Origin of the sequence: Bizionia sediminis (assembly GCF_042684585.1) — a bacterium.
In the GTDB taxonomy this organism is placed as follows: domain Bacteria; phylum Bacteroidota; class Bacteroidia; order Flavobacteriales; family Flavobacteriaceae; genus Algorimicrobium; species Algorimicrobium sediminis.
Map to the genome: position 1 here is coordinate 465,720 of NZ_JBHULS010000001.1, position 23,413 is coordinate 489,132.

The following is a 23,413-nucleotide window of genomic DNA, read 5'->3' on the forward strand; positions in this document are numbered from 1 at the left end:
GCCCCCTATGTAACCAACAAAACGAGCTGCCAATTTATGCTACGAAGGCAGTTTGAAACCTGAAAATATGCTAATAAGTATAAATCAACTTTTAGATATAAATAACTTGTAATGAGATAAGATGCGTAAACTAAAGACTAAAGTTTCCTGAAATATCTTTCATTAAAATAAGCCACTTTACCTACCTTATTTTTTAAAATTTACCACCGCTCTGTCAGAAGAGCGTTAAGGCATTAGGACGTTCTCTAATAGCGTTATGGTGTTAGTGTTGATGGTGTGTAGGCGCGTAAAAATGAAATAATAAAATAAAACAGAATTGCCACGGGTATCTAGCAGCCGAAGTATAGCGTTTTAACCTAGCAATAAAAAGGTGGTTTTGTTGTGTATACTTGTATGTTTAGTGGCAATCTATCTCACTGGATACAGTTTCGGTAACAGGAGCAGGAGAAATATAAGGAATCCCAAGTCCTAAACCGCGTAAAATAAACAGTAAACCAATTATAACAACAAAAACGGGAATGGCCTTTTGGATGCGTTGTTTAATTTTGGCATTTAAAAATTTGCCCAAATAGATGGCAGTTGTCATTAATGGTATGGTGCCCAAACCAAACAAGGTCATGTATAAAGCCCCTTGAAAGGCATTAGCGCTAGCCAAGGACCCAAAAACCGCCATATAAACAAGGCCACAAGGTAAAAAACCATTTAAAAAGCCTATAGTTAAAAAGGTGTCAGGTGTTTTCTTTTTAAGTGCTGCACCTAATCCCGATTTAATTTTGGAGATAACTTTATAAATAGGTTTGGAAAAATTATATTTATTAAATGTTTTGTAGGGAAGGAGTATGGCTACTATCATTAAAACACCTATAATAATGGATAGTTGTTGTTGCAAGCCAAATATGTATAAACTTTTACCAATAAGACCAAATACCAAACCTATTAAACTGTAAGCTAAAATACGTCCAAAATGATAAAGTGTTATTTGGGCTATTTTTCTGGTGGAGTTTTGCCTGTCTACTGGCAGCATAAAGGCTATTGGTCCGCACATACCAACGCAGTGAAAACTACCTAGTAAGCCAAGTATAAGAGCAGACCACAGCATGTTAATACCTTATTTCTTTTTTGAATAAATAGGAATTTCCATTATATTGCCAATCTACGGTAAGGTTCCAACGACCACCTAACAAACGGTTGTCAGGTATGAGCAAATTTTGATTTGACAATGAAATAGGCACTTCAAAGTCAAATTGTTTATTAGATGGTCTGTATAGGAACACTTTTCCTGTTATTTTAGAAACGTCCAAAGAGTCTGGGAAGGTTATTAAAATGCCTTCCTCGCTTTGCGTAGATTGCACGTTTTGTGCTAGTTTATTTCCTTTTATTTCTTTTTCCATATTACCTTGAACTTTTAGTTCTTGTTGGTAATAATCCTCAACTACTAAATCGTACTGGTAGGTGCTGTCCACACTCATTTTAATAACAAAATACATTATAAAGCATATAAAGCCTACTAATGCCAATACCAAGCCTGTACCCCAATTTATTCTCATGGTTTTTAAGTTTTAAATCCGTACTAACATATACTGACAACTATCAGGAGGAAAGACGGTATCTGTTGTTTTATTATTTATTAATTTTAATTTTTTTATGTGCTGTTACAGCCAACCAACCCGTTTAGTTAGTTGTAACTTCGCGGCCCTAAAAAGTTAACGGTTTCGGTTTCAATAAGCTCATCGTTGCTATAAACCTCTATCATGAGCTTGTTTTTATCGCTATTTAAGTCGGCCTGATTTATTTCAATAAATAAGGTGCCTTGTGTTAAACCTTGCGGAGGCACATTAAAAGTATCTGCATTGGACACAACCTTAACCTCACCATTAACTTTTCGTAATTTAAAGGTTATGTTTTCAATTTCGCGTGTTGTTTTATTTACCAGTTTATAGGTAAATACATTACTTATTATATTATTGTCTTTGTGTTCGTAAAGCTGGCCAGGTAGTCTTAAAATGTTAGCCTCAACATCATTACGAAGTAGCAACATTCCAATTAAAAGGCCAATTAGTATTGTTAAAACAGCAATATAACCCTTTAAGCGCGGTGTTAATTTAAATGCTTCTTTTTTCTCAATTTCATCTTCACTAGCATAGCGGATTAGGCCTTTTGGTAAATTAATGCTTTCCATAATATGGTCGCATTCGTCTATACAAGCCGTACAGTTTATGCATTCCAGCTGGGTTCCATTCCGGATATCAATACCTGTTGGGCACACGTGTACACATTGTAAACAATCTATACAATCGCCATGACCTAAAGCGTTACGGTCCTCATTTTTTCTGAATTTTTTACGTCCATTTTCAGCTTCACCACGTTTATGATCGTAGGCAACTACTATAGATTTGTTATCTAATAATACGCCTTGTAAGCGACCATAAGGACAGGCAATAATACAAACTTGTTCTCTAAACCACGCAAATACAAAATAGAATACGGCTGTAAAAATGAGTAACGGAAACAAGGTTCCCATGTGTTCTACAGGTCCTTCTGTTATGTATTGAATAAGTTTATCGCTTCCAATTAGGTAAGCTAAAAAGATATTTGCGATAGCGAATGAAATAAGCAGAAAGATAAACCATTTTAATAGCCTCTTTTTAATTTTTTCGGCATTCCATGGTTGTTTGTCTAGCTTTCGTTGTTTATTTCTGTCGCCATCTATCCAGTATTCAATGCGTCTAAAAACCATTTCCATGAATATGGTTTGCGGACAAATCCAGCCACAAAATATACGGCCAAAACCTACTGTAAAAAGAGCTATAAAAATAACTCCAATAATCATGGAAAGTACGAACAGGTAAAAATCTTGTGGCCAAAAAGGCAGTCCAAAAATATTGAATCGGCGTTCCAATATGTTAAACATAAGGAACTGATTACCGTTTATTTTTACAAACGGGGCTGCAAATAGGAATGCCAACAAAGCGTAGCTTACTATTTTGCGCCATTCGTAGTATCTGCCGCTAGGTTTTTTTGGGTATACCCAAGCGCGCTTACCCTGGTCGTCTAGGGTACCGATACTATCTCTGAATGATTCATTTTTTGGACTTTCCACAATGTTTGGTTTTACAAATCGTTTTTAATTTTCGATAGAAATGACGCCATCGGTTTTTTCTTCCATGGCTTTTGTTGGCACATCCTCAATTGGTGCGTTTTCATCTACCCAAATATCGCCTTCGGCTTCTTTTGGATTAGCAGGTGTGGTTCCTTGGAACGCTAATACATAACTTGATACTTGTGCCATTTCTAGCGGTGTTAAACTCTGTTTCCAGGAAATCATTCCTTTACCAGCTCGGCCACCTTCTACAAGCGTTCTGTAAATGTTTTTAATACCACCACCTAAAATCCAATATTCATCGGTTAAATTAGGGCCAATACCGCCACCGCCGTCTGCCATGTGGCAAGCCACACAGTTTGCTTCGTATAAGGCTTTACCAGAATTTAAATCGGCTGCACTGGTTAATACTTCAACCGTATTCACATCAATCAATCCTTTGGCTGTTTTTTTGTATTCTTCAATTTCAATGGCTGCTTGTGCATATTCAATTTCCAATTCTTGAATCTGTGTAGGGCCATCAAAAACGTGATATCTTAACATATATACGGCTGCAAACACTATAGAGGCGTAAAAACTATATTTCCACCAAGGTGGTAAGTTGTTGTCTAGCTCTCTAATACCGTCGTAATTATGATCTAATATAATATCGTGTTCTTCTTCCATTGGTTTGCTTCCCAATAGTTTTTCGTAAGTTGTTCCTAACCACACTACAAATTTTGGTTTTTCAGCTCGTTGTGCATTGTAGCGCGCTTTGGCCTCCTCGTCCAAGCTTTGGTATAAAATATTATCCATGGAGCCTATTATGGACTCGATACCAATTAATAGAACGAGAACAAATAACAGAAACAACATAATTAAGGGTTGTTCCATAAAAGCCGGTTTATCGCCAGAATCTATAAAATATTCTGCCAGTCCAGCAATTAGGAAAAATATTACGGGTACCCGTACCCAGGCTGGGATGAATTTTCTCATTGTTCTTCTTGGTTTTGGTTATTGGTTTTATCTAATGGGATGTTACTTACAGATTCTATATAGTCTTTTTTTGCGGTAATTACCCACCAAAATAAGACAACAAAAAAGATGAAAAATATAAGTAAGGATATAATCGGGTATATTTCTATACCCGCTATACTATCCATGTGGTTTTTTACAAACTTTAACATTGTTTAATTTTTTTTATTCTTCAAAATCTGCTACCTGAATATCTGTTCCTAAACGTTGCAGGTAAGCTATTATAGCAACAATTTCACGATTGCGCATTTCAACAAAATCTTCTCCAGCAGCAGCCTTATCAGCTTCGTAGCTTGCGGCAAAGTCTGGATCAGAATATAAGTTTTCTTCAATTTTAGTACCTTGTTCGTACATGGCTTGTTGGGCGTTGGCAATATCTTCCTCGGTGTAAGGAACACCTAATGTTACCATTGCTTCCATTTTAGTTTCGGTATTGGATTTGTCCAATTCATTTGTAATTAACCATTTGTACGACGGCATAATAGAGCCCGATGAGGTGCTTTGTGGGTCGTAGAAGTGGTTAAAATGCCAGTTATCCGAGTATTTACCTCCAATACGGTGTAAGTCTGGACCAGTACGCTTACTACCCCAAAGGAATGGATGATCGTAAACAAACTCACCTGCTTTAGAGAAGTCGCCGTAACGCTCCACTTCACTTCTAAACGGTCTAATCATTTGCGAGTGGCAGCCCACACAGCCTTCACGAATATAAATATCTCTACCTTCTAGTTCCAGTGGCGTGTAAGGTTTAACGCTTGTAATAGTAGGAATATTGGATTCCACCATGAGGGTTGGAACAATTTGAACAATACCACCAATTAAAATGGCAATTGTAGCATATATGGTTAAACGTATTGGTTTTCTTTCCAACCATGAGTGCCAGCCTTCGCCACCAACACGTCCTTTGGCTACACGTTGTAAAGCAGCAGCTTCAGCTAACTCGTCAGTTACGGCACTACCATTTTTAACAGTAATAATAATGTTATAAACCAATACTAATAAACCTACTAGATACAGGGTACCACCAATGGCTCGCATCCAGTACATAGGCATAATTTCTGTTACAGTTTCCAAAAAGTTACCGTAAACTAATGTGCCATCTGGATTAAATTGCTTCCACATACTAGCTTGTGTAAAGCCCGCTACGTATAATGGTAGGGCGTATAGAATAATACCTAATGTACCAATCCAGAAGTGGAAGTTTGCCAAACCAATGGAATGTAATTTGGTTTTAAACAAACGCGGTATTAACCAGTATATCATACCGAAAGCTAGAAAGCCGTTCCAAGCCAAAGCACCAACGTGTACGTGTGCAATAATCCAATCTGTAAAGTGGCCAATGGCGTTTACATTTTTTAAGGACAACATAGGGCCTTCAAAAGTGGACATACCATATCCGGTAATAGCTACCACCATAAATTTTAAAACAGGATCTACACGAACTTTATCCCAAGCACCACGCAGTGTTAGAAGTCCGTTAATCATACCACCCCATGATGGCATAAGAAGCATTACTGAAAAGGCAACACCTAAATTTTGTGCCCACTCTGGTAAAGCGGTATATAGTAAGTGGTGCGGTCCAGCCCAAATATATATGAAAATTAAGGACCAAAAGTGAATAATAGATAGGCGGTAAGAGTAAACCGGTCTGTTAGCAGCTTTAGGAACAAAATAATACATAAGTCCTAAAAATGGTGTTGTTAAGAAAAACGCCACGGCGTTGTGGCCGTACCACCATTGTACCAAAGCATCTTGTACACCGGCATAAACAGAATAACTTTTAAAGGCACTAACCGGCACTTCTAAACTGTTAAAAATATGAAGTACAGCTACGGTTACAAATGTGGCAATGTAAAACCAAATGGCAACATACAAATGGCGTTGTCTACGCTTAATCATGGTACCAATTAAGTTAGCACCAAAAACTACCCATACAACGGCAATAGCAATATCGAAAGGCCATTCTAATTCGGCATATTCTTTAGAGGTAGAAAAGCCTAGCGGTAGTGTTATGGCAGCACCAACAATAATAAGTTGCCAGCCCCAAAAGTTTATTTTACTTAAAACATCGCTATACATTCTAGCTTTTAAAAGGCGTTGCGTAGAATAGTAAACACCTGCAAAAATGGCATTTCCAACGAAAGCGAAAATAACAGCATTAGTGTGTAATGGTCTTAACCTACCAAAACTTAACCAGGAAATTCCATCGGTTAAATTTGGGAATAAAAACATAAATGCTAAAAGTAGGCCGACAAGCATACCTACAACTCCCCAAAGCATGGTGGCGTAGAGGAAATTTTTAACGATTTTGTTATCGTAATAGAATTGTTGTACTTCCATAATTTTTAATTACTCTTTTTGGTTTTAATAGATTGTTTTTGGTTGTCTTTTACAAGTTCATCTTCAAATAGCATGCGAACGGAAGGTGTGTAATCGTCATCAAACTGACCATTTTTTACAGCTAAAACAAAAGCTATAAAAAAGCCAATGGCTACTATAACACTGATACTTAATAATATATAAATAACGCTCATACCTAATAGAAGTTATGGTTCAAAATTACTTACTTAATATACTGAAAAATATGATAAAAATCATATTTGTCAATTTTTTGCTAGCGTAGTTTTCTGCCAACAAGGTTAGTAGCTATGGTTGTAAAAACCACAATACTAATAGAACTTAATGGCATTAAAATAGCTGCAATAACGGGCTCTAATTGCCCTGTAACTGCAAAATAAAGACCAATTACATTATAAAAAAATGAGAGAACAAAACTCCATTTTATTATTTTTATAGCCTTCTTGGAGGCGGTTATATATTGAAACAATTGTTCAAATTTAGAAGCATCCAAAATAGCATCGCAAGCCGGAGAAAATACATTTACGTTTTCCGAAATAGCAATACCCACATCACTTTGGGCTAGTGCTCCGGCATCGTTTAAGCCATCGCCAATCATTAAAACCTTGGCACCTTGGGTTTGATGGTGTTTAATGTACTCCAATTTATCGTCTGGTTTTTGGTTAAAAATTAATTTTGTTTTGCTTGGCAACAGTTTTTTTAAATTCTCCATTTCGCCTGCATTATCACCAGAGAGGATAACCAAATCGTACTGGTTTTTTAAATCGTTAAACAATTTGGATAGGCCTTGCCTATAGCGGTTGTAAAACGTATATTTCCCTTTATACTGGTTGTTACTACTTATGTGCACCGTCGTGTTTAGCACAGACTGATCTTGTTGATAACCCACAAAACTAGCTGAACCAATTTTCATTTTGGTGTTCTGATGTTCACTTTCAATTCCTTTACCCAAATGTTCTTCAAAATGACTTAATGTAATGATATTATGCGCATCTAAAATGTTGTATAGTGTTCTACTTAAAGGATGGTTGGAGCCGCGTAGGGTGTTTTTTAGTTGCACGGCTTCCTCTGGGGTTAAATGCTCGCCATCGTAAACGGCTGAACTTTGTTTGTTGGAGGTAATGGTTCCGGTTTTATCGAAAATAATGGTATTTATGGCAGCCAACTGCTCGATAACCGATGCGTTTTTTAAATAAAACTTAAGCTTACCAAAAATGCGTAAAATATTTCCCAGCGTAAAAGGCGCCGATAACGCTATGGCACACGGACAAGCAATAATAAGCACGGCTGTAAATACGTTCATAGCTTTTGTAGGGTCTACTAGCAACCAGTACCCTGTAGCTATAAAGGCAATGGCCAAAACAATAAGTGTAAAGCGCTTGCTTATGGTGTTGGTTAGGGTTGTAAAACTATCTTCTTTATTTTTATTAAACACATCGTTACTCCATAACTGCGTAAGGTAGCTTTGTTCAACAGATTTTAAGGCTTCCATTTCAATTACGCCTGTGGTTTGTTTACCACCAGCAAAAAGCTTATCGCCAGATACTTTTGTTATGGTTTCCGATTCGCCTGTAACAAAACTATAGTCAATTTTAGCGCGGCCATTTATTAAAATACCATCAACGGGAATTAATTCTTCATTTCTAATTAAAAGTCTGTCACCTTTTTTAATATCGTAAACTTGAATAGGCGATTCAATACCGGCATCTATTTTGGTAATAGCAATTGGGAAGTACGACTTATAGTCGCGTTCAAAAGATAAAAAAGAATATGTTTTTTGCTGAAAAAACCGCCCAAGTAATAAAAAGAAAACCAGTCCGGTTAAACTATCAAAAAACCCCGAACCAATGTCCAGTATAATTTCCACGGAGCTTCGTATAAATAAAACAGCCAGTCCTAGCGCAATGGGTACATCAATATTTAGCAACCCTTTTTTCAAGCCCTTGTAGGCCGAAGTAAAGTAATCGCGTCCTGCATAAAATACCACCGGCAGCGAAAAAGCAAACATAAGCCATCTAAAAAATGTTTTGTATTGCTCCAACCAAAACTCACCAACCTCAAAATATTCTGGAAACGATAAAAACATAACGTTCCCGAAGGCAAAACCGGCCACACCTAGTTTGTAAATTAAGGAGCGGTTTACATTTTCGCTACCTGTTTTAAAATCTTCTAAAGAAATATAGGGTTCGTAGCCTATGGCACTTAATAACAAGACCGCTTCTTTTAATGAAAAATCGTTGGTCTTATAGGTGATGCGCACATTTTTCTTACCAAAATTTACCTGCGAAGCTGTTATACTAGGATTTAACTTATTTAGGTTTTCTAAAATCCAAATACAGGAGCTGCAATGGATATGAGGAATATAAAGCGTCGTAATTTGTATTTGGCCGTCGTTAAATTCGGTTAATTTGTCAATAATTTTCTGCTGGTCAAGAAAATCGTATTTCCCCGCAATTTCTTTTGGGGCCGAACCCGGCGCGGCTTGTAAATCGTAATAACAGGTTAAGTCATTTTCTGAAAAAATTTCATAAACGGTTTTACAGCCATTGCAACAAAATGATTTTTCATCATAAACAAGTTGCTCCAATTTGCATATGTCGCCACAGTGGTAACATGTTTGTTGTTCCATAAAATTTGCTCATTTATACCTGCTGCAAAGGTTACAATATAAGCATTAAATTAATATGATTTTTGTCATGTTTATCTTATATTTGGGGTTAATCAATTATTCTTAGGTATGAGTAAATGTGAACAATGTATTGTGCGCCAAATGAGCTCCTTAAAGTCATTAAGTTCCGAGGAACTACGCAGCGTTTCAGCATGTAAAACCACCCGATTTTACAAAAAAGGCGATATTATTTTTGATGAAGGAGAAACCCTGCACGGAATTTATTGTGTGCGAAGCGGTGTTTGTAAGCTAACAAAATTAAGTGCCAATGGTAAAGATCAAACGGTAAAACTGCTTGGAAAGGGTGAAATTTTAGGTCAACGCTCCTTAATAAGCGACGAGCGAACCAATTTAAGCGCTGTAGCACTAAATAATATTGAATTGTGTTTTGTGCCAAAAGATCAAATTATTACGCCTCTTAACGATAATAAAAATTTTTCCATGGATGTTTTAAAAGGCATGGCAAAAGATTTACGCGAAGCCGAGGACGATATTATTAACATGGCACAGAAATCTGTAAAACAACGATTGGCAGAAACCCTTTTGCATATTCAAAATACCTTTGGTACCGATGCAGATGGGGCCTTAAACATCATATTATCCAGAGAGGATTATGCAAGTATTGTAGGAACAGCCACGGAATCGGCTATTCGTATTTTATCTCAATTTAAAAAAGAAGGGCTTATTACCACATCGGGTAAACACATTAAAATTAAGGACCCAGAAGGCTTAAAGCGCGTGGAGTAACAACAGCATAAAAACCTAATAGTTATCCAGTATTTTACCCAAAAAACCTCATGAAAATTATGAGGTTTTTTGCGTTTATACAACCTCTTTAACTAACCTAACAAAATACCTATATTACCGGCTATAGGGCATCCAGTAACCACTGGAAAAAACAGCAGCAGAAACAAACCTTAAATAGATGTTAATATGAGAATTTGACTAAAAATTATTCGTATTTTTATGGAGCATGAAAAAAGAAAATAACGTAAAAAAAGGGTTTGTTTTTAAACAATATCAAGCGCCTTCTCAAAGTCCATTCGAGAAGCTTTTCGATATTTTTAAAGAGCTTATTACCCACACTTCGGGCGATTTTGATGAAGCCATAGATTGGCTAAAGCAATTGGATGAAGAGTACCAATTAACAACGCCAGATTATACCATTAACGATTTTATTGAAGATTTAAAGGCCAAAGGTTACATTCGCGAAGAAATAAAACCAGACGGTAACAAAGGTACGGCCATTACCGCAAAAACCGAACGTGCCATTAGGCAATCTGCATTAGAACAAATTTTTGGAAATCTTAAAAAAAGTGGCAGCGGTAGCCACAAAAGTAAAGGACTGGGAATAGGCGACGAGCATACGGGACACTTTAAAGCGTATCAATTTGGCGATAGTCTGGATAAAATTAACATGACTGAAAGTATCCGGAATGCCCAAATAAATAATGGTCTGGGTCATTTTAATATCAGCGAGGACGATTTGGTTGTAGAAGAAACTACGCATAAATCGCAAATGAGCACTGTGTTAATGATAGATATAAGTCACAGCATGATTTTATACGGAGAAGACCGCATAACACCTGCCAAAAAAGTAGCTATGGCTCTGGCAGAATTAATAACTACGCGCTACCCTAAAGATACCCTAGATATTTTAGTTTTTGGGAACGATGCGTGGCGCATTAGCATAAAAGATTTACCTTACTTACAAGTGGGACCTTACCACACCAACACGGTTGCAGGCTTGCAATTGGCCATGGATTTACTCCGAAGAAAACGCCACACAAACAAGCAAATTTTCATGATTACCGATGGCAAACCTAGCTGCTTACGCTTACCAGACGGCACTTATTATAAGGATAGCAATGGTTTAAATAGCTACATAACTAACAAATGCTATGGCATGGCGCAACAAGCCAGAAAATTGCATATTCCTATTACCACTTTTATGATTGCACAGGATAGGTATTTAATGCAGTTTGTTGAAACCTTTACCATGGCCAACCAAGGAAAAGCGTTTTATACAGGCCTAAAAGGTTTGGGTGAAATGATTTTTGAAGATTACGAAACAAACCGAAAAAAGCGTATTAAAGGTTAAACAAGCACAAAAAAATAAAAAGCGCTTAAATAAAATACACGTTTTTTTGCGCAGTACGTTTCAATTTAAAAAGCACTATGGATATACAAACAATTACCACATTAGGCGAACTAAAAAAATCCGGATACCAAGCACGCTCGATTAAAGACGAATTACGTCAAAATTTAATTGAAAAAATAAAAAACAAAACGCCCATTTTTGAAGGTATTCGCGGCTACGAAAATACGGTAATACCAGAATTACAGAGAGCCATTTTGTCCAGACATAATATAAATCTGTTGGGGCTTCGGGGGCAAGCAAAAACACGTTTGGCCCGTTTAATGTTAACCCTACTGGACGCGTATATACCGGTTGTAGCTGGTTCCGAAATAAACGACGATCCCTTAAACCCCATATCGCGCTATGCGAAAGATGTAATAGCAGAAAATGGCGATGATACCCCAATTTATTGGCTACACAGAAGTGAGCGTTTTGCCGAAAAATTGGCAACACCCGATGTAACGGTAGCCGATATTATTGGCGATGTAGATCCTATAAAAGCAGCTAATTTAAAATTAACTTATGCCGATGATCGGGTAATACATTACGGCATGATTCCGCGGGCAAACCGCTGTATTTTTGTCATTAATGAGTTGCCAGATTTACAGGCACGCATACAGGTGGCTTTATTTAATATTTTGCAAGAAGGCGATATTCAAATAAGAGGTTTTAAGCTGCGCTTGCCGCTAGATATGCAGTTTGTATTTACCGCAAATCCGGAGGATTACACCAACCGTGGCAGCATTATTACACCTCTAAAAGACAGAATTGGATCGCAAATTTTAACGCATTATCCAGAGGATATTGAAACGGCAAAGCTTATAACAGAACAGGAAGCCAAATGGGATTCTCGCCAAAAAGAAGCCATTTATGTACCCGAATTGGCAAAAGATTTATTAGAACAGATTGTTTTTGAAGCGCGCGATAGCGATTTTATTGACGAAAAAAGTGGGGTTAGTGCACGTTTAAGTATTACAGCGTTCGAAAATTTATTGAGTACTGCGGAATTACGAGCCTTAAAAGCTGGCGATACCCATACCACCATCAGATTGTCGGATTTTATGGGCATTATTCCTGCCATTACCGGAAAAGTAGAATTGGTTTACGAAGGTGAGCAAGAGGGTGCCGCCCAGGTAGCCTATAATTTAATTGGTGACGCTGTTAAGAGCCTGTTTCCCGAATTTTTCCCGAAAATAGAAAAGTTGCGCAAACAGGATCAAGAGAGTCCTTACGATGCTATTGTTTCTTGGTTTTTTAATCAGACGGAAGATTTTGAATTATTAGACGATGTAAGAGACAAATCCTATAAAGCGCTTCTCGAAGCCGTATCGCCACTAGACGATTTATTGGGTACCTACCAACCAAATTTAGCGCGCGAGGACAGCTATTTTGTTAAGGAGTTTATTTTATGGGCTTTAGTTGCGCACAAATTATTAAGTAAATATCGTTTTACCGAAGGCCTACAATTTAAAGATCCGTATGGAAGTTTTATAAACGATTTATAACTAAACCAATTTTATTATTTGCGGCTCAACTGCCGTCTTAAATTGGTTATAAATTGAATAAAAGGACTGTTTAAACAAAAGCGGCCGATATATCGGCCGCTTTTGTTTTGTTAATTCCTGTTTATTTTTCCTAAATGTAGGGTATTATTGGGGTTTTACGTTTATGTAAAAATTTCGGTTTATGGTTAGGCTTGGGTTTGGAGTAGGGAGTGCCATAGTTTGCCAAGTAGTATTAGGGTATAACCACTGTTCGGTACCATTTAAAGTAACTAATATGGGCATTTTAAAGCCAGAAACAACCTCATGCCATCGGTATTTTAAACGACCATTGCTTATACTGTATTCCAAGGTTGGAATATTGGTTTCTCGCAAATACTGGTCGAAAAACGCAGCTAAATCCAAACCAGATTGCGCAATTATATAATTTTCAATTTGCTGGGTCGTCACTGTTTTGTGGTAAAATTCGGTATTCATGCCACGTAATATTTGGCGCCATTTTTCATCGTTTTGCACCAACTGTCTTAAGGTATGTAGCATATTAGCGCCTTTGTAGTACATGTCGCTAGAGCCTTCTTTGTTCACATTATACGGGCCAATTAACGGCTTGTCATTCCGAATGCGCTTTCTGGTTCCTATTACATAATCGGCTGCAGCTTCTTTACCGTAATAATAATCTACAAATAAGTTTTCAGAGTAGGCTGTAAACCCCTCATGAATCCACATGTCGGCAATATCTTTATTGGTAATGTTATTAGCAAACCACTCATGTCCCGCTTCATGAATAATAATAAAATCGAATTTTAAACCCCAACCAGTTCCGGACAAATCATTCCCTAAATAACCTTTTTTATACTGATTGCCATAAGTTACCGAACTTTGGTGCTCCATACCTAAATAGGGTACTTCAACTAATTTAAAACCGTCCTCGTAAAATGGATACGGACCAAACCAATGTTCAAACGCTTGCATCATCCGAGGCGCATCTTTAAAATGTATTTTTGCTTTTTGTAAATTATCACGGAGTACATAATAATCCATATCTAGGGGCCCGTTTTCACCTGGGTAAACTTCAGAAAAATGTACATAATCCCCAATATTTACATTCACACCATAATTATTAATCGGGTTTTTTACAGTCCAGTTATATGTTGTGGTTGTTTTATTTTGAATTATACTTTGTAAACGGCCGTTGGAAATATTCATTAATCCTTTTGGTACGGTTACACTAATATCCATACTATCTACCTCGTCATACATATGGTCTTTGTTTGGCCACCAAATACTGGCACCCAGACCCTGACAAGATGTGGCCACAAAATGATTGCCGTTCGCATCTTTTTTCCAGGAAAAACCGCCATCCCATGGTGCATTTTTAGCCTCCTTTGGGTGGCCTTCATAATAAACATCTACTGAATATACGTTTCCTATTTTCTGATTTTCCGCGAGTGTGATAAAATGAGCATGACCATCGTGCCGTATGGCTAAAGGTTTCCCGTTTTGTATGGCTGCAGTTATTTTTAAAGGGGCTTGCAAATCAATTTGCAATTCGTTACTTGGCTTTATTACGGTATAAGAGACCGTGTTTTTTCCCTTAATAAATTTGGTGTCTGGATTTACAGAAATATCTAAATGATAATAAGTTACATCCCACCAAGCTCGCTGGGGTGTAATAGAACCGCGAAGCGTGTCCTGACGCGTAAAGGTTGTTTTGTCCTGAAGTAAACCTTGACTAAATAAACTAAAAGGAATAATTAGAAGTGCAAAAATGAAACTAAAACGTGGCATGTACTTTTTTTTACTAAAGTAGTTAAAAAGGAAAACCGATTCAAACAAATGAACCGGCTTTTCGCTTCTAACTAAACTTAATTTAACTAAACAGGTTTTTTAGAAAGGGTATTTACCTTCCTCTTTTATTTTTTCGGCAATATCTCTTCGTAAATCCACAATGTCTGGATAATTTGTGTATTTGGTAAAGCGTTTTAGCCCCATAAGCATCATGCGTTGTTCATCGCCTTCGGCAAATGAAATGATACTCTCTTTACCTTTTTCTTCTACAATATCTACGGCATGATATAAATACAATTTGGCCATGGCAATTTGTGTGGCTTGGGCGGCTTCACCAAAACGTTTGGCATTTTTTTCGGTTCTTAAAATAGCCGACTCTGCCATATAAATTTCAATTAAAATATCGGCTGCTGCTATTAATAATTGTTGGTGTTGTTCTAAATCTGGTCCAAACTTTTGAACGGCGCCACCAGCTACCATTAAAAACGCTTTTTTAAGTTTTTTAATCATCTCTTTTTCTTCGGAGAATAGCTCGGAATAATCTGGTGTTTCAAATGACGGAATTCCCATTAATTCATCTTGTACAGCTTGTGCTGGCCCTAACAAATCCACGTGACCTTTCATGGCTTTTTTAACAAGCATGCCAACAGCTAACATGCGGTTAATTTCGTTAGTACCCTCGTAAATTCGGGCAATACGGGCATCTCGCCAGGCAGCTTCCATTGGGGTTTCTTCAGAGAAGCCCATGCCACCAAAAATTTGTATACCTTCATCGGCCGCGTTTTGAACATCTTCCGAAACAGCTACTTTTAAAATAGAACACTCTATGGCGTATTCTTCAACACCTTTTAGTTCGGCCTCTTGGTGGCTATTTCCAGAGGCTTGGCGCAGCGCAATGCGGTCTTCAATATTTTTAGAGGCGCGGTAAGTGGCAGATTCACCTACATAGGCATTGGTTGCCATTTCGGCTAATTTTACTTTAATAGCACCAAAATCTGAAATGCGGGTATTAAATTGTTTGCGCTCGTTAGCGTAGTTTACTGCCGTGGTTAAAATGCGTCTTTGCGAATCTAAACATGCAGCAGCTAACTTTATACGCCCCACGTTTAGGGCATTCATAGCTATTTTAAAACCTTCGCCACGACCTGCCAACATATTATCTGCTGGAACAACTGTATCGTTAAAAAATACCTGACGCGTGGAGCTTGCACGAATACCTAATTTGTGTTCCTCTTCACCCAAGGTAATACCATTAGGATTATCTTTGTCGTATTCTACAATAAAACCGGTAATGTTTTTATCGTTTTCAATACGGGCAAAAACAATCATTAATTTGCAAAAACCAGCATTGGAAATCCACATTTTTTGCCCATTAATTTTGTAGGATTTACCGTCTTCAGAAAGGGTAGCGGTTGTTTTACCCGAGTTAGCATCGGATCCTGCACCGGGTTCTGTTAAACAGTAAGCGCCAAACCATTCGCCAGTTGCCAGTTTTGGAACGTATTTTTGTTTTTGTGCCTCGGTGCCATACAGGGTAATAGGAAGGGTGCCAATACCGGTGTGTGCGCCAAATGCGGTACTAAAGGAGCCGGTTCCACTGGAAATATAATCGCAGGTTAAAACAGTAGATACAAAGCCCATACCCATTCCGCCGTACGCTTCAGGAACGGCTACACTTAAAAAGCCCATATCCCCAGCTTTTTTCATAACCTCTTCTGTAAAGGCAAAATCCTTGGCTTCAAATCGGTTTTTATGCGGAATAATTTCACGGTCGTTAAATTCTTTAACCGATTCTTTCATCATATTTTGTTCCTCTGAAAAATCTTCAGGTGTAAACACATCTTCGCAATTAGTTTCTTTTACCAGAAACTGACCGCCTCTTAATATTTCTTTTTCGTTTTTAGTTTCCATATTGTTATTCGTTTAAATAAAAGTTAAACAACGTATATTTGGTAGTTACAAATTATCTGTAAGTCTTTAATTTGATTACATTAGGCTATTTTACTTTCTAATTCACTATTTTATTGATGCCTGTTTTGTAAACAAGGAATTGCTGTGCTTATTTTAAAAATTCGAAAATCCCGCATGCGCCTTGTCCTGTTCCTACACACATGGTTACGGCACCGTATTTACCCGACATATTGCGTTTACGCATCTCATCAAATAACTGAACGGATAATTTTGCACCCGTGCATCCTAACGGATGTCCTAAAGCAATGGCGCCACCGTTTACATTAATAATATCCGGATTCAAGTCTAATTCTCTAATAACGGCTAGTGACTGCGATGCGAAAGCTTCGTTTAGCTCAATAAGTTCTAAATCTGCTTGTTTTAAGCCCGCTTGTTTTAGCGCCTTCGGTATGGCTTTTACTGGGCCAATTCCCATAATACGCGGTTCTACACCAGCTGCTGCATAATTTACTAAACGTGCAATAGGTTCTAAACCTAATTCTTTAACCATATCCTCGCTCATAACCATTACAAAGGCAGCCCCGTCACTCATTTGCGACGAGTTACCAGCTGTAACACTGCCACCTTGGGCAAACACAGGGCGTAATTTTGCTAAAGCTTCCAAACTTGTACCAGCACGAGGCCCTTCATCTTTAGTAACCGTGTAAGATTTGGTAGCTTTTTTGCCCGTGGTATTCACGTAAGTTTGTTCTACTGTTATAGGTACTATTTGCTCTTGAAAACGATTTTCAGCCTGTGCTTTTAAGGCTTTCATATGCGAGTTATAGGCAAATAAGTCCTGATCCTCTCGCGACACATTAAACTGTTTGGCTACAGCCTCTGCGGTGTTTCCCATGCCCCAGTAATAGTCTTCATGCCCCGATTTTACTAAATCGTAATTTAGTTCAGGTTTAAAGCCTGTCATGGGCACAGAGCTCATGCTTTCTGCGCCACCTGCAATAATACAATCGGCCATTCCTGCTTGAATTTTAGCAGTTGCCATACCAATGGTTTCAATACCCGATGAGCAAAATCTATTTACGGTAACACCTGGTACATCTACAATATCTAGGCCCATTAACGAAATGAGTCTGGCCATATTTAGGCCCTGCGACCCTTCGGGCATAGCGTTACCAACCATAACATCGTCAATACGCTTGGGATCTAAATTTGGCAGGGTTTTCATCATGTGTTGTATGGTTTCTGCTGCCAATTCGTCTGTTCTTTTAAATCGGAACACCCCTTTTGGTGCTTTGCCAACGGCTGTTCTGTATGCTTTTACAATGTAAGCTTGTTTGCTCATAGTAGTATTAATATTTTTAGAATTAAGTATTAAGACTTCATTAATGACTTTTGAAGTGCGTAATTCATTTTAGTAACTTCAAGTATTTCACTTAATATAGGTCTAACTTTTTCTTCTGTTATAAGTTTTAATCTTTTTAATAAATATAATTCTGTGCGTAATTCAAATGAAGCGCCCTTTACAATTCCTAAAAATTGCCTGAATTCGCCATTCGTATTTCTACCTGCTCCTTCTGTAATATTTGAAGGATTAGATACGGCACTTCTTCTAAATTGAGAGGTTAACCCATACTTTTCCTTCTTTAGAAAATTTTCTGAAGCACGATAACAATATTCTGTTATATCCATTGCTTTTTGCCATGTTTTCAACGCTTCGAATCTGTGCATTGTTATAGTATTAAGGTTATTAGTATGAAGGGTTAAGTACAAAGTATTTAAAGTGTTTTTTGTAAAGACGCTAATTTTAATACTTTGTGTTTACGACTTAATTCCTAAGGGGCTTCCCAGTCTTCAGCATGTGCTGAATTCTCTCAAGTGTCTTACGCTCCGTACAAAGTGATAAAAAGGCTTCTCGTTCTAAATCAAGAAGATATTGTTCGCTTACTAGGGTTGGTTCAGATAAATCGCCTCCTGCCATTACATAGGCTAATTTGTTGGCTATTTTTAAATCGTGCGCACTTATGTAATTGCTTTCTTCCATGGCATCTGTGCCTACTAAAAACATTCCCAATGCTTGTTTACCCAGAACTTTTACATCGGTGCGTTTTATGGGTTGCGTGTATCCCATATCAGCCATTAATTTGGCATGTTGTTTAGCAACGGCTATTTGGCGATCTTTATTAACAACCACAACATCTTTTCCGGGTTGTAATAAACCCAAATCGAAAGCTTCGTAAGCCGATGTAGAAACTTTGGCCATTCCGATAGTTAAGAAATACTCCTGAAGAATATTTAGTTGTACATCGCCGGTTTTAAAAGTATCGGAAGCGCGAAGAGCCATTTCTTTAGAACCGCCACCCCCAGGAATAACACCAACACCAAACTCTACCAGACCCATATACGTTTCTGCAGCAGCAACCACTTTATCGGCGTGTAGTGAAAGTTCGCAACCACCACCTAATGTCATGCCGTGCGGTGCAGAAACGGTTGGAATAGCCGAGTAACGCATGCGCATCATGGTGTCTTGGAAGTACTTAATAGCCATGTTCAGTTCGTCGTACTCTTGTTCTGCCGCCATCATAAAAATCATGCCTATATTGGCACCCACCGAGAAATTGGCACCTTGGTTGCCTACTACCAAACCAGCAAAATCTTTTTCAGCTAAATCAATAGCTTTATTTAGGCCTGCCAGCACATCGCCTCCAATAGTGTTCATTTTGCTTTGGAACTCGCAATTAAGAATGCCATCGCCTAAATCTTCAATAACCACACCGGAGTTTTTAAAAACTTCTTTTGTTTTTCTAATATTATCTAGAATGATAAAGGCATCTTGTCCCGGAATTTTTTCGGTTCTTTTTTGAGGAATGTCATAGTAGTAGGTAGCGCCGTCTTTAACTGTGTAAAACGATTTATTACCAGAATCGAGCATATCCTGCACCCAAGCTGCAGGCTCAAAACCTTCAGCTTTCATAATTTCTATTCCTTTTTCAACACCAATAGCATCCCAAATTTGGAATGGACCGTGTTCCCAGCCAAAGCCCGCTTTCATAGCATTGTCTATTTTGTAAAGCTCGTCTGTTATTTCTGGAATTCTGTTGGAAACATAGGCAAACATAGCCGAAAAGTTTTTTCGGTAGAAATCACCAGCTTTGTCTTTTCCCGAAATTAGAATAGGAAATCTGTCTACTACCTTATCCACAGTTTTTGTTAGCTCCAGCGTTGCAAACTTTGCCGATTTTTTAGGTCGGTATTCCAACGTATTTAAATCTAAAGACAGAATTTCGCTCTTACCGTTGTCGCTTTTTACTTTTTTATAAAAACCTTGGCCTGTTTTACTACCTAACCATTTGTTTTCCATCATGGTGTTAATGAAATTGGGTAGTTTGAACAAATCGTGCGCCTCATCGTTTGGGCAATTTTGGTATATACCATTTGCTACATGCACCAAGGTGTCTAAACCAACCACGTCTACGGTTCGGAAGGTGGCCGATTTTGGCCTGCCAATTACAGGTCCCGTTAATTTGTCTACTTCTTCTATGGTTAAATCCAATTCTTTTACTTGATGAAATAAGCTTTGAATACCAAAAATACCAATTCGGTTTCCTATAAAAGCAGGTGTATCTTTTGCTATTACGGATGTTTTGCCAAGAAATTTCTCGCCATAGTTGTTTAAAAAGTCAAGTACTTCTGGAGTCGTTTTTGGACCAGGAATAATTTCGAATAATTTTAAATACCGAGCCGGATTAAAAAAGTGGGTTCCACAAAAATGTTTTTGAAAATCTTCCGACCGTCCTTCGCTCATAAAATGAATAGGAATTCCAGATGTATTGGAAGTTATAAGGGTGCCAGGTGTACGGTATTTTTCTAAATTTTCGAATACCTGTTTTTTTATATCCAAGCGTTCCACAACTACTTCAATTATCCAATCGGCGTTTTTTACTTTAGCGATATCGTCCTCTAAATTACCTGTGGTAATACGATTGGCAAATTTTTGATGATAAATAGGAGCGGGTTTGGATTTTAAGGCACTTGCTAATGAGTCATTAACAATACGGTTTCGTACAGCTTTATCTTGTAAAGTAAGATTTTTAGCTTTTTCTGTCGCGTTTAGCTCTTTGGGTACAATGTCCAATAAAAGGACTTCTACGCCAATATTAGCAAAGTGGCAGGCAATGCCGCTTCCCATAATTCCGGAGCCAATAACTGCTATTTTTTGTATGTTTCGTTTACTCATGTTATTTTGAAATATGTTCTTTTTGGTTGTAAATTTTCTTGTTGGATATCATGTTATTTATGATTTCAGCTACTTCGTAAAAATTATCTAACTTTTCTGGAGCAACATTTTTACGTATGGTTTCATTAAAGGTTAGTACCTTCTCGCGTGAGTAAGCGCGTTTTTCTCGTCCAAATTCCGTTAGGTGTATAATAACACCCCGGCCGTCCTCTGGATTTGGTTTGCGTTCTATTAAGCCTTTTTCTTCCATAGTTTTTAGGGTACGCGATAAACTAGTGGCTTCCATACCCATTTTGGGGCCTAACGAGGTGGAGGCTGTGCCATGCTCGGGATCGATACTTAGTAATGCAAACCCAGTAGCCATGCTTGTTTCAAATTTGGCGGCTTCTTCGTTATACATTTTATTTATAGCTAACCAAGTGGTTCTAAATATATAATCGATGGTTTTATCTTTCATGGTTACAAATTGGTTTCCCAAATATAATAAAATTTATTATGCATGCATAATAAATAATGAAATTTTAACAGTTCCTTTATAATTATTTTGAAGTGGATAAGGCCTTTTTATTTTTTGAAGATTACCGGTACCATTAAACTGTTTGTTTTAGAAAAGCGTAAGCGTATTAAATTCCTTTTAACTGAAATATTTTAGCAGCGCATCCTTTTTCCTGAAACAAAAAAAAACTCCTAAAAATTAGGAGTTTTGTAATTAGGAGCGGTATATTTTTTCAATTAAGTCTTTATAAATTTCCTTAATAGCTTTCCGTTTCATTTTCATGGTTGGTGTTAAATGGCCGCCTTCAATGGTCCATGCATCGGGCGTTATTTCAAATTTTTTAATTTGTTCCCAATGTCCGAATTTTTTGTTAGCCTCGTCTATTTCAGCCTGTAGGCGTTCGTGCAGTATTTTGTTTGAAGGAATGTCTGCTCTGGATTTTAAATCGTAGTTATGGCGTTTCGCCCATTCTTCAACAAATTCGTAGTTAATTTGAATGAGCGCTGCTGGCATTTTTTCTCCTTCACCAATAACCATTATTTGTTCTATAAATCGGGATTGTTTAAATTGGTTTTCTAGTAGCGCTGGGGCCACGTACTTGCCGCCCGAGGTTTTAAACATTTCTTTTTTACGATCGGTTATTTTTAGGAAGCCGTCGGCGTCAAATTCGCCAATATCGCCAGTGTGAAAATAATTATCTGTCATGACTTCGGCTGTTTTTACGGGGTCTTTATAGTAGCCTTGCATAACGTTAGGCCCTTTTACCAGAATTTCACCATCGTCTGCTATTTTTACATCAACATTGGTAATTACCTTACCTACGGTACCAATGCGAAATCCGCCATCTCGTTGGTCGTTTACGGCAATAACGGGTGATGTTTCTGTAAGGCCGTAACCTTCCATAATGGGCATTTGGGCGGCAGCAAAAATACGGGTTAACCGTGGTTGTAAGGCTGCACTACCAGATACCATTAAATCTAGGTTGCCACCTAATCCTTCTTTCCATTTGCTAAAAATTAGTTTTCTAGCTAGTTTTAGTTTGGTTTCATACCACCAACCATTAGCGCCATATGGTTCATACTTTAAGCCCAAGTTTACAGCCCAAAAAAACAAAGCCTTTTTTAGCCCCGAAAGCTCACTGCCTTTAGCCACAATTTTATCGAAAACCTTTTCGTATAAACGAGGAACCGCCGTCATAACATGGGGTTTCACTTCTTTAAGGTTATCGCTCATTTTTTCAATGGATTCGGCAAAATAAACCTCTACACCACAGTATTGATATAAGTATAAAATCATGCGTTCAAAAACATGACATACTGGTAAAAAACTTAAAGATTTGGATTCGCCATAATCAAATGGTACGCGTTTTTCGCTGTCCAACACATTGGAAACAATATTTTTGTGCGACAGCATAACGCCTTTTGGTGTTCCTGTAGTTCCAGAAGTGTAAATAAGGGTAGCTAAATTTGTTTCAGTTACAGCTGCTTTGCGCAGTTCTACCTCGGGCTGGTTATCTTCATTTTGGCCAAGCTCTAAAAGTTCTTTCCAATTGCTTTCGTTTAAGATGCTATCGAATGTATAAATGCCTTTAAGTTTTGTTTGCGCTTTTATGGGGTTTAATTTTTCCAGAATGCTCGCGTCCGAAACAAAACAATAAGATGCTTCCGAGTGGTTTAAAATATACGCGTAGTCTTCTTTAGAGATGGTAGGATAAATAGGGACGTTAACGGCACCAATTTGCAGTACACCAATATCTAAAACATTCCATTCTGTGCGGTTGGTTGTTGAAATAACCGCTATTTTTTCATTTGGTTTTATGCCTAACCGCAGTAAACCACGACTTATTGCATTTGCTTGATTTACATACTCTTGGGTAGAAATAGAAACCCAGGTACCATTGTATTTGGTTGTAAACGCTTTGTTTAAATTATAGGTTTCTAATTGGTGATAGGGTATGTCAAAAAGTCGCTTAATTTGGGTCATGTTTATAAAAAGTTAGAACACTTGCAAAATATGAAAAAAAACTGATAATTAATTGGTGCTACAAAAAAAGGAGCTCGAAATATTTAAGCTCCTTGATTATTAATTACTTATAAAAATTGGTTCGTTGTTTTACATTAGTATGGCCAAAGCACCTACCATGATTTACCAATTTGGGTTTAGTAGGCCGATTTTGTTTCCGTTTTATGACGTTTATAACTT

General features: G+C 37.6%; 18 protein-coding genes. 3 read left to right on the plus strand and 15 right to left on the minus strand.

All coding sequences use genetic code 11. From position 1 onward, the window contains the following. Positions 1-397: 397 nt before the first annotated feature. The 8 genes from ACFSQP_RS02105 to ACFSQP_RS02140 all read right to left on the minus strand — a co-directional run bounded on the left by ACFSQP_RS02105 (position 398) and on the right by ACFSQP_RS02140 (position 9,101). A complete protein-coding gene (locus tag ACFSQP_RS02105) occupies positions 398-1,099 on the minus strand; it encodes a sulfite exporter TauE/SafE family protein (RefSeq protein WP_376891408.1) in 702 nt (233 codons plus the stop codon). Between the two features lies 1 nt (position 1,100). After that, a complete protein-coding gene (locus tag ACFSQP_RS02110; RefSeq protein ID WP_376891409.1) occupies positions 1,101-1,547 on the minus strand; it encodes a FixH family protein in 447 nt (148 codons plus the stop codon). 128 nt (positions 1,548-1,675) lie between these two features. Beyond that, positions 1,676-3,100 (minus strand): cytochrome c oxidase accessory protein CcoG, encoded by a 1,425-nt coding sequence (gene ccoG / locus ACFSQP_RS02115; RefSeq protein WP_376891411.1) that lies wholly within the window; start codon positions 3,098-3,100, stop codon positions 1,676-1,678. 24 nt (positions 3,101-3,124) lie between these two features. Further along, positions 3,125-4,075 carry a cbb3-type cytochrome c oxidase N-terminal domain-containing protein gene (locus tag ACFSQP_RS02120; RefSeq protein WP_376891413.1) on the minus strand — a complete coding sequence of 317 codons (951 nt, stop codon included), beginning with the start codon at positions 4,073-4,075 and terminating at the stop codon, positions 3,125-3,127. Further along, the gene (locus tag ACFSQP_RS02125) at positions 4,072-4,266 is read right to left on the minus strand and encodes a CcoQ/FixQ family Cbb3-type cytochrome c oxidase assembly chaperone (RefSeq protein ID WP_376891415.1); all 195 of its coding nucleotides are present in this window, start codon (positions 4,264-4,266) and stop codon (positions 4,072-4,074) included. Before ACFSQP_RS02125 ends, ACFSQP_RS02120 begins: the two co-directional genes overlap by 4 nt. 13 nt (positions 4,267-4,279) lie before the next feature. Continuing rightward, positions 4,280-6,454: a cytochrome-c oxidase, cbb3-type subunit I gene (ccoN, locus tag ACFSQP_RS02130; protein ID WP_376891416.1), complete on the minus strand. Its 2,175-nt coding sequence runs from the start codon at positions 6,452-6,454 to the stop codon at positions 4,280-4,282. 5 nt (positions 6,455-6,459) lie between these two features. Continuing rightward, entirely contained in the window at positions 6,460-6,648 is a 189-nt protein-coding gene (ccoS, locus tag ACFSQP_RS02135; protein WP_376891417.1) for a cbb3-type cytochrome oxidase assembly protein CcoS, read from the minus strand. An 80-nt stretch (positions 6,649-6,728) separates the two neighbouring features. Further along, entirely contained in the window at positions 6,729-9,101 is a 2,373-nt protein-coding gene (locus ACFSQP_RS02140) for a heavy metal translocating P-type ATPase (protein WP_376891418.1), read from the minus strand. Between the two features lie 108 nt (positions 9,102-9,209). Between ACFSQP_RS02140 and ACFSQP_RS02145 the strand changes: the two genes are divergently transcribed. The 3 genes from ACFSQP_RS02145 (at position 9,210) to ACFSQP_RS02155 (ending at position 12,785) form a co-directional block, all read left to right on the plus strand. Then, on the plus strand, positions 9,210-9,887 hold the full coding sequence (locus ACFSQP_RS02145) for a Crp/Fnr family transcriptional regulator (RefSeq protein ID WP_376891419.1): 678 nt from the start codon (positions 9,210-9,212) through the stop codon (positions 9,885-9,887). Between the two features lie 226 nt (positions 9,888-10,113). Further along, the gene (locus ACFSQP_RS02150) at positions 10,114-11,241 is read left to right on the plus strand and encodes a vWA domain-containing protein (RefSeq protein WP_376891421.1); all 1,128 of its coding nucleotides are present in this window, start codon (positions 10,114-10,116) and stop codon (positions 11,239-11,241) included. Between the two features lie 77 nt (positions 11,242-11,318). Continuing rightward, positions 11,319-12,785 (plus strand): magnesium chelatase, encoded by a 1,467-nt coding sequence (locus tag ACFSQP_RS02155; RefSeq protein ID WP_376891422.1) that lies wholly within the window; start codon positions 11,319-11,321, stop codon positions 12,783-12,785. Positions 12,786-12,929: 144 nt separating this feature from the next. Here the strand turns inward: ACFSQP_RS02155 and ACFSQP_RS02160 are convergent, their stop codons facing one another. From ACFSQP_RS02160 to ACFSQP_RS02190, 7 genes are all read right to left on the minus strand, one after another. After that, entirely contained in the window at positions 12,930-14,570 is a 1,641-nt protein-coding gene (locus ACFSQP_RS02160) for a M1 family metallopeptidase (RefSeq protein WP_376891424.1), read from the minus strand. A 99-nt stretch (positions 14,571-14,669) separates the two neighbouring features. After that, on the minus strand, positions 14,670-16,481 hold the full coding sequence (locus ACFSQP_RS02165) for an acyl-CoA dehydrogenase family protein (protein WP_376891425.1): 1,812 nt from the start codon (positions 16,479-16,481) through the stop codon (positions 14,670-14,672). A 148-nt stretch (positions 16,482-16,629) separates the two neighbouring features. Further along, entirely contained in the window at positions 16,630-17,823 is a 1,194-nt protein-coding gene (locus ACFSQP_RS02170; RefSeq protein ID WP_376891427.1) for an acetyl-CoA C-acyltransferase, read from the minus strand. Between the two features lie 29 nt (positions 17,824-17,852). Next, positions 17,853-18,209 carry a four helix bundle protein gene (locus ACFSQP_RS02175; RefSeq protein ID WP_376891428.1) on the minus strand — a complete coding sequence of 119 codons (357 nt, stop codon included), beginning with the start codon at positions 18,207-18,209 and terminating at the stop codon, positions 17,853-17,855. A 97-nt stretch (positions 18,210-18,306) separates the two neighbouring features. After that, entirely contained in the window at positions 18,307-20,715 is a 2,409-nt protein-coding gene (locus ACFSQP_RS02180) for a 3-hydroxyacyl-CoA dehydrogenase/enoyl-CoA hydratase family protein (RefSeq protein ID WP_376891429.1), read from the minus strand. Position 20,716: 1 nt separating this feature from the next. Continuing rightward, positions 20,717-21,172: a MarR family winged helix-turn-helix transcriptional regulator gene (locus tag ACFSQP_RS02185; RefSeq protein ID WP_376891430.1), complete on the minus strand. Its 456-nt coding sequence runs from the start codon at positions 21,170-21,172 to the stop codon at positions 20,717-20,719. Between the two features lie 252 nt (positions 21,173-21,424). After that, a complete protein-coding gene (locus ACFSQP_RS02190) occupies positions 21,425-23,194 on the minus strand; it encodes an AMP-dependent synthetase/ligase (protein WP_376891431.1) in 1,770 nt (589 codons plus the stop codon). Positions 23,195-23,413 lie beyond the last annotated feature (219 nt).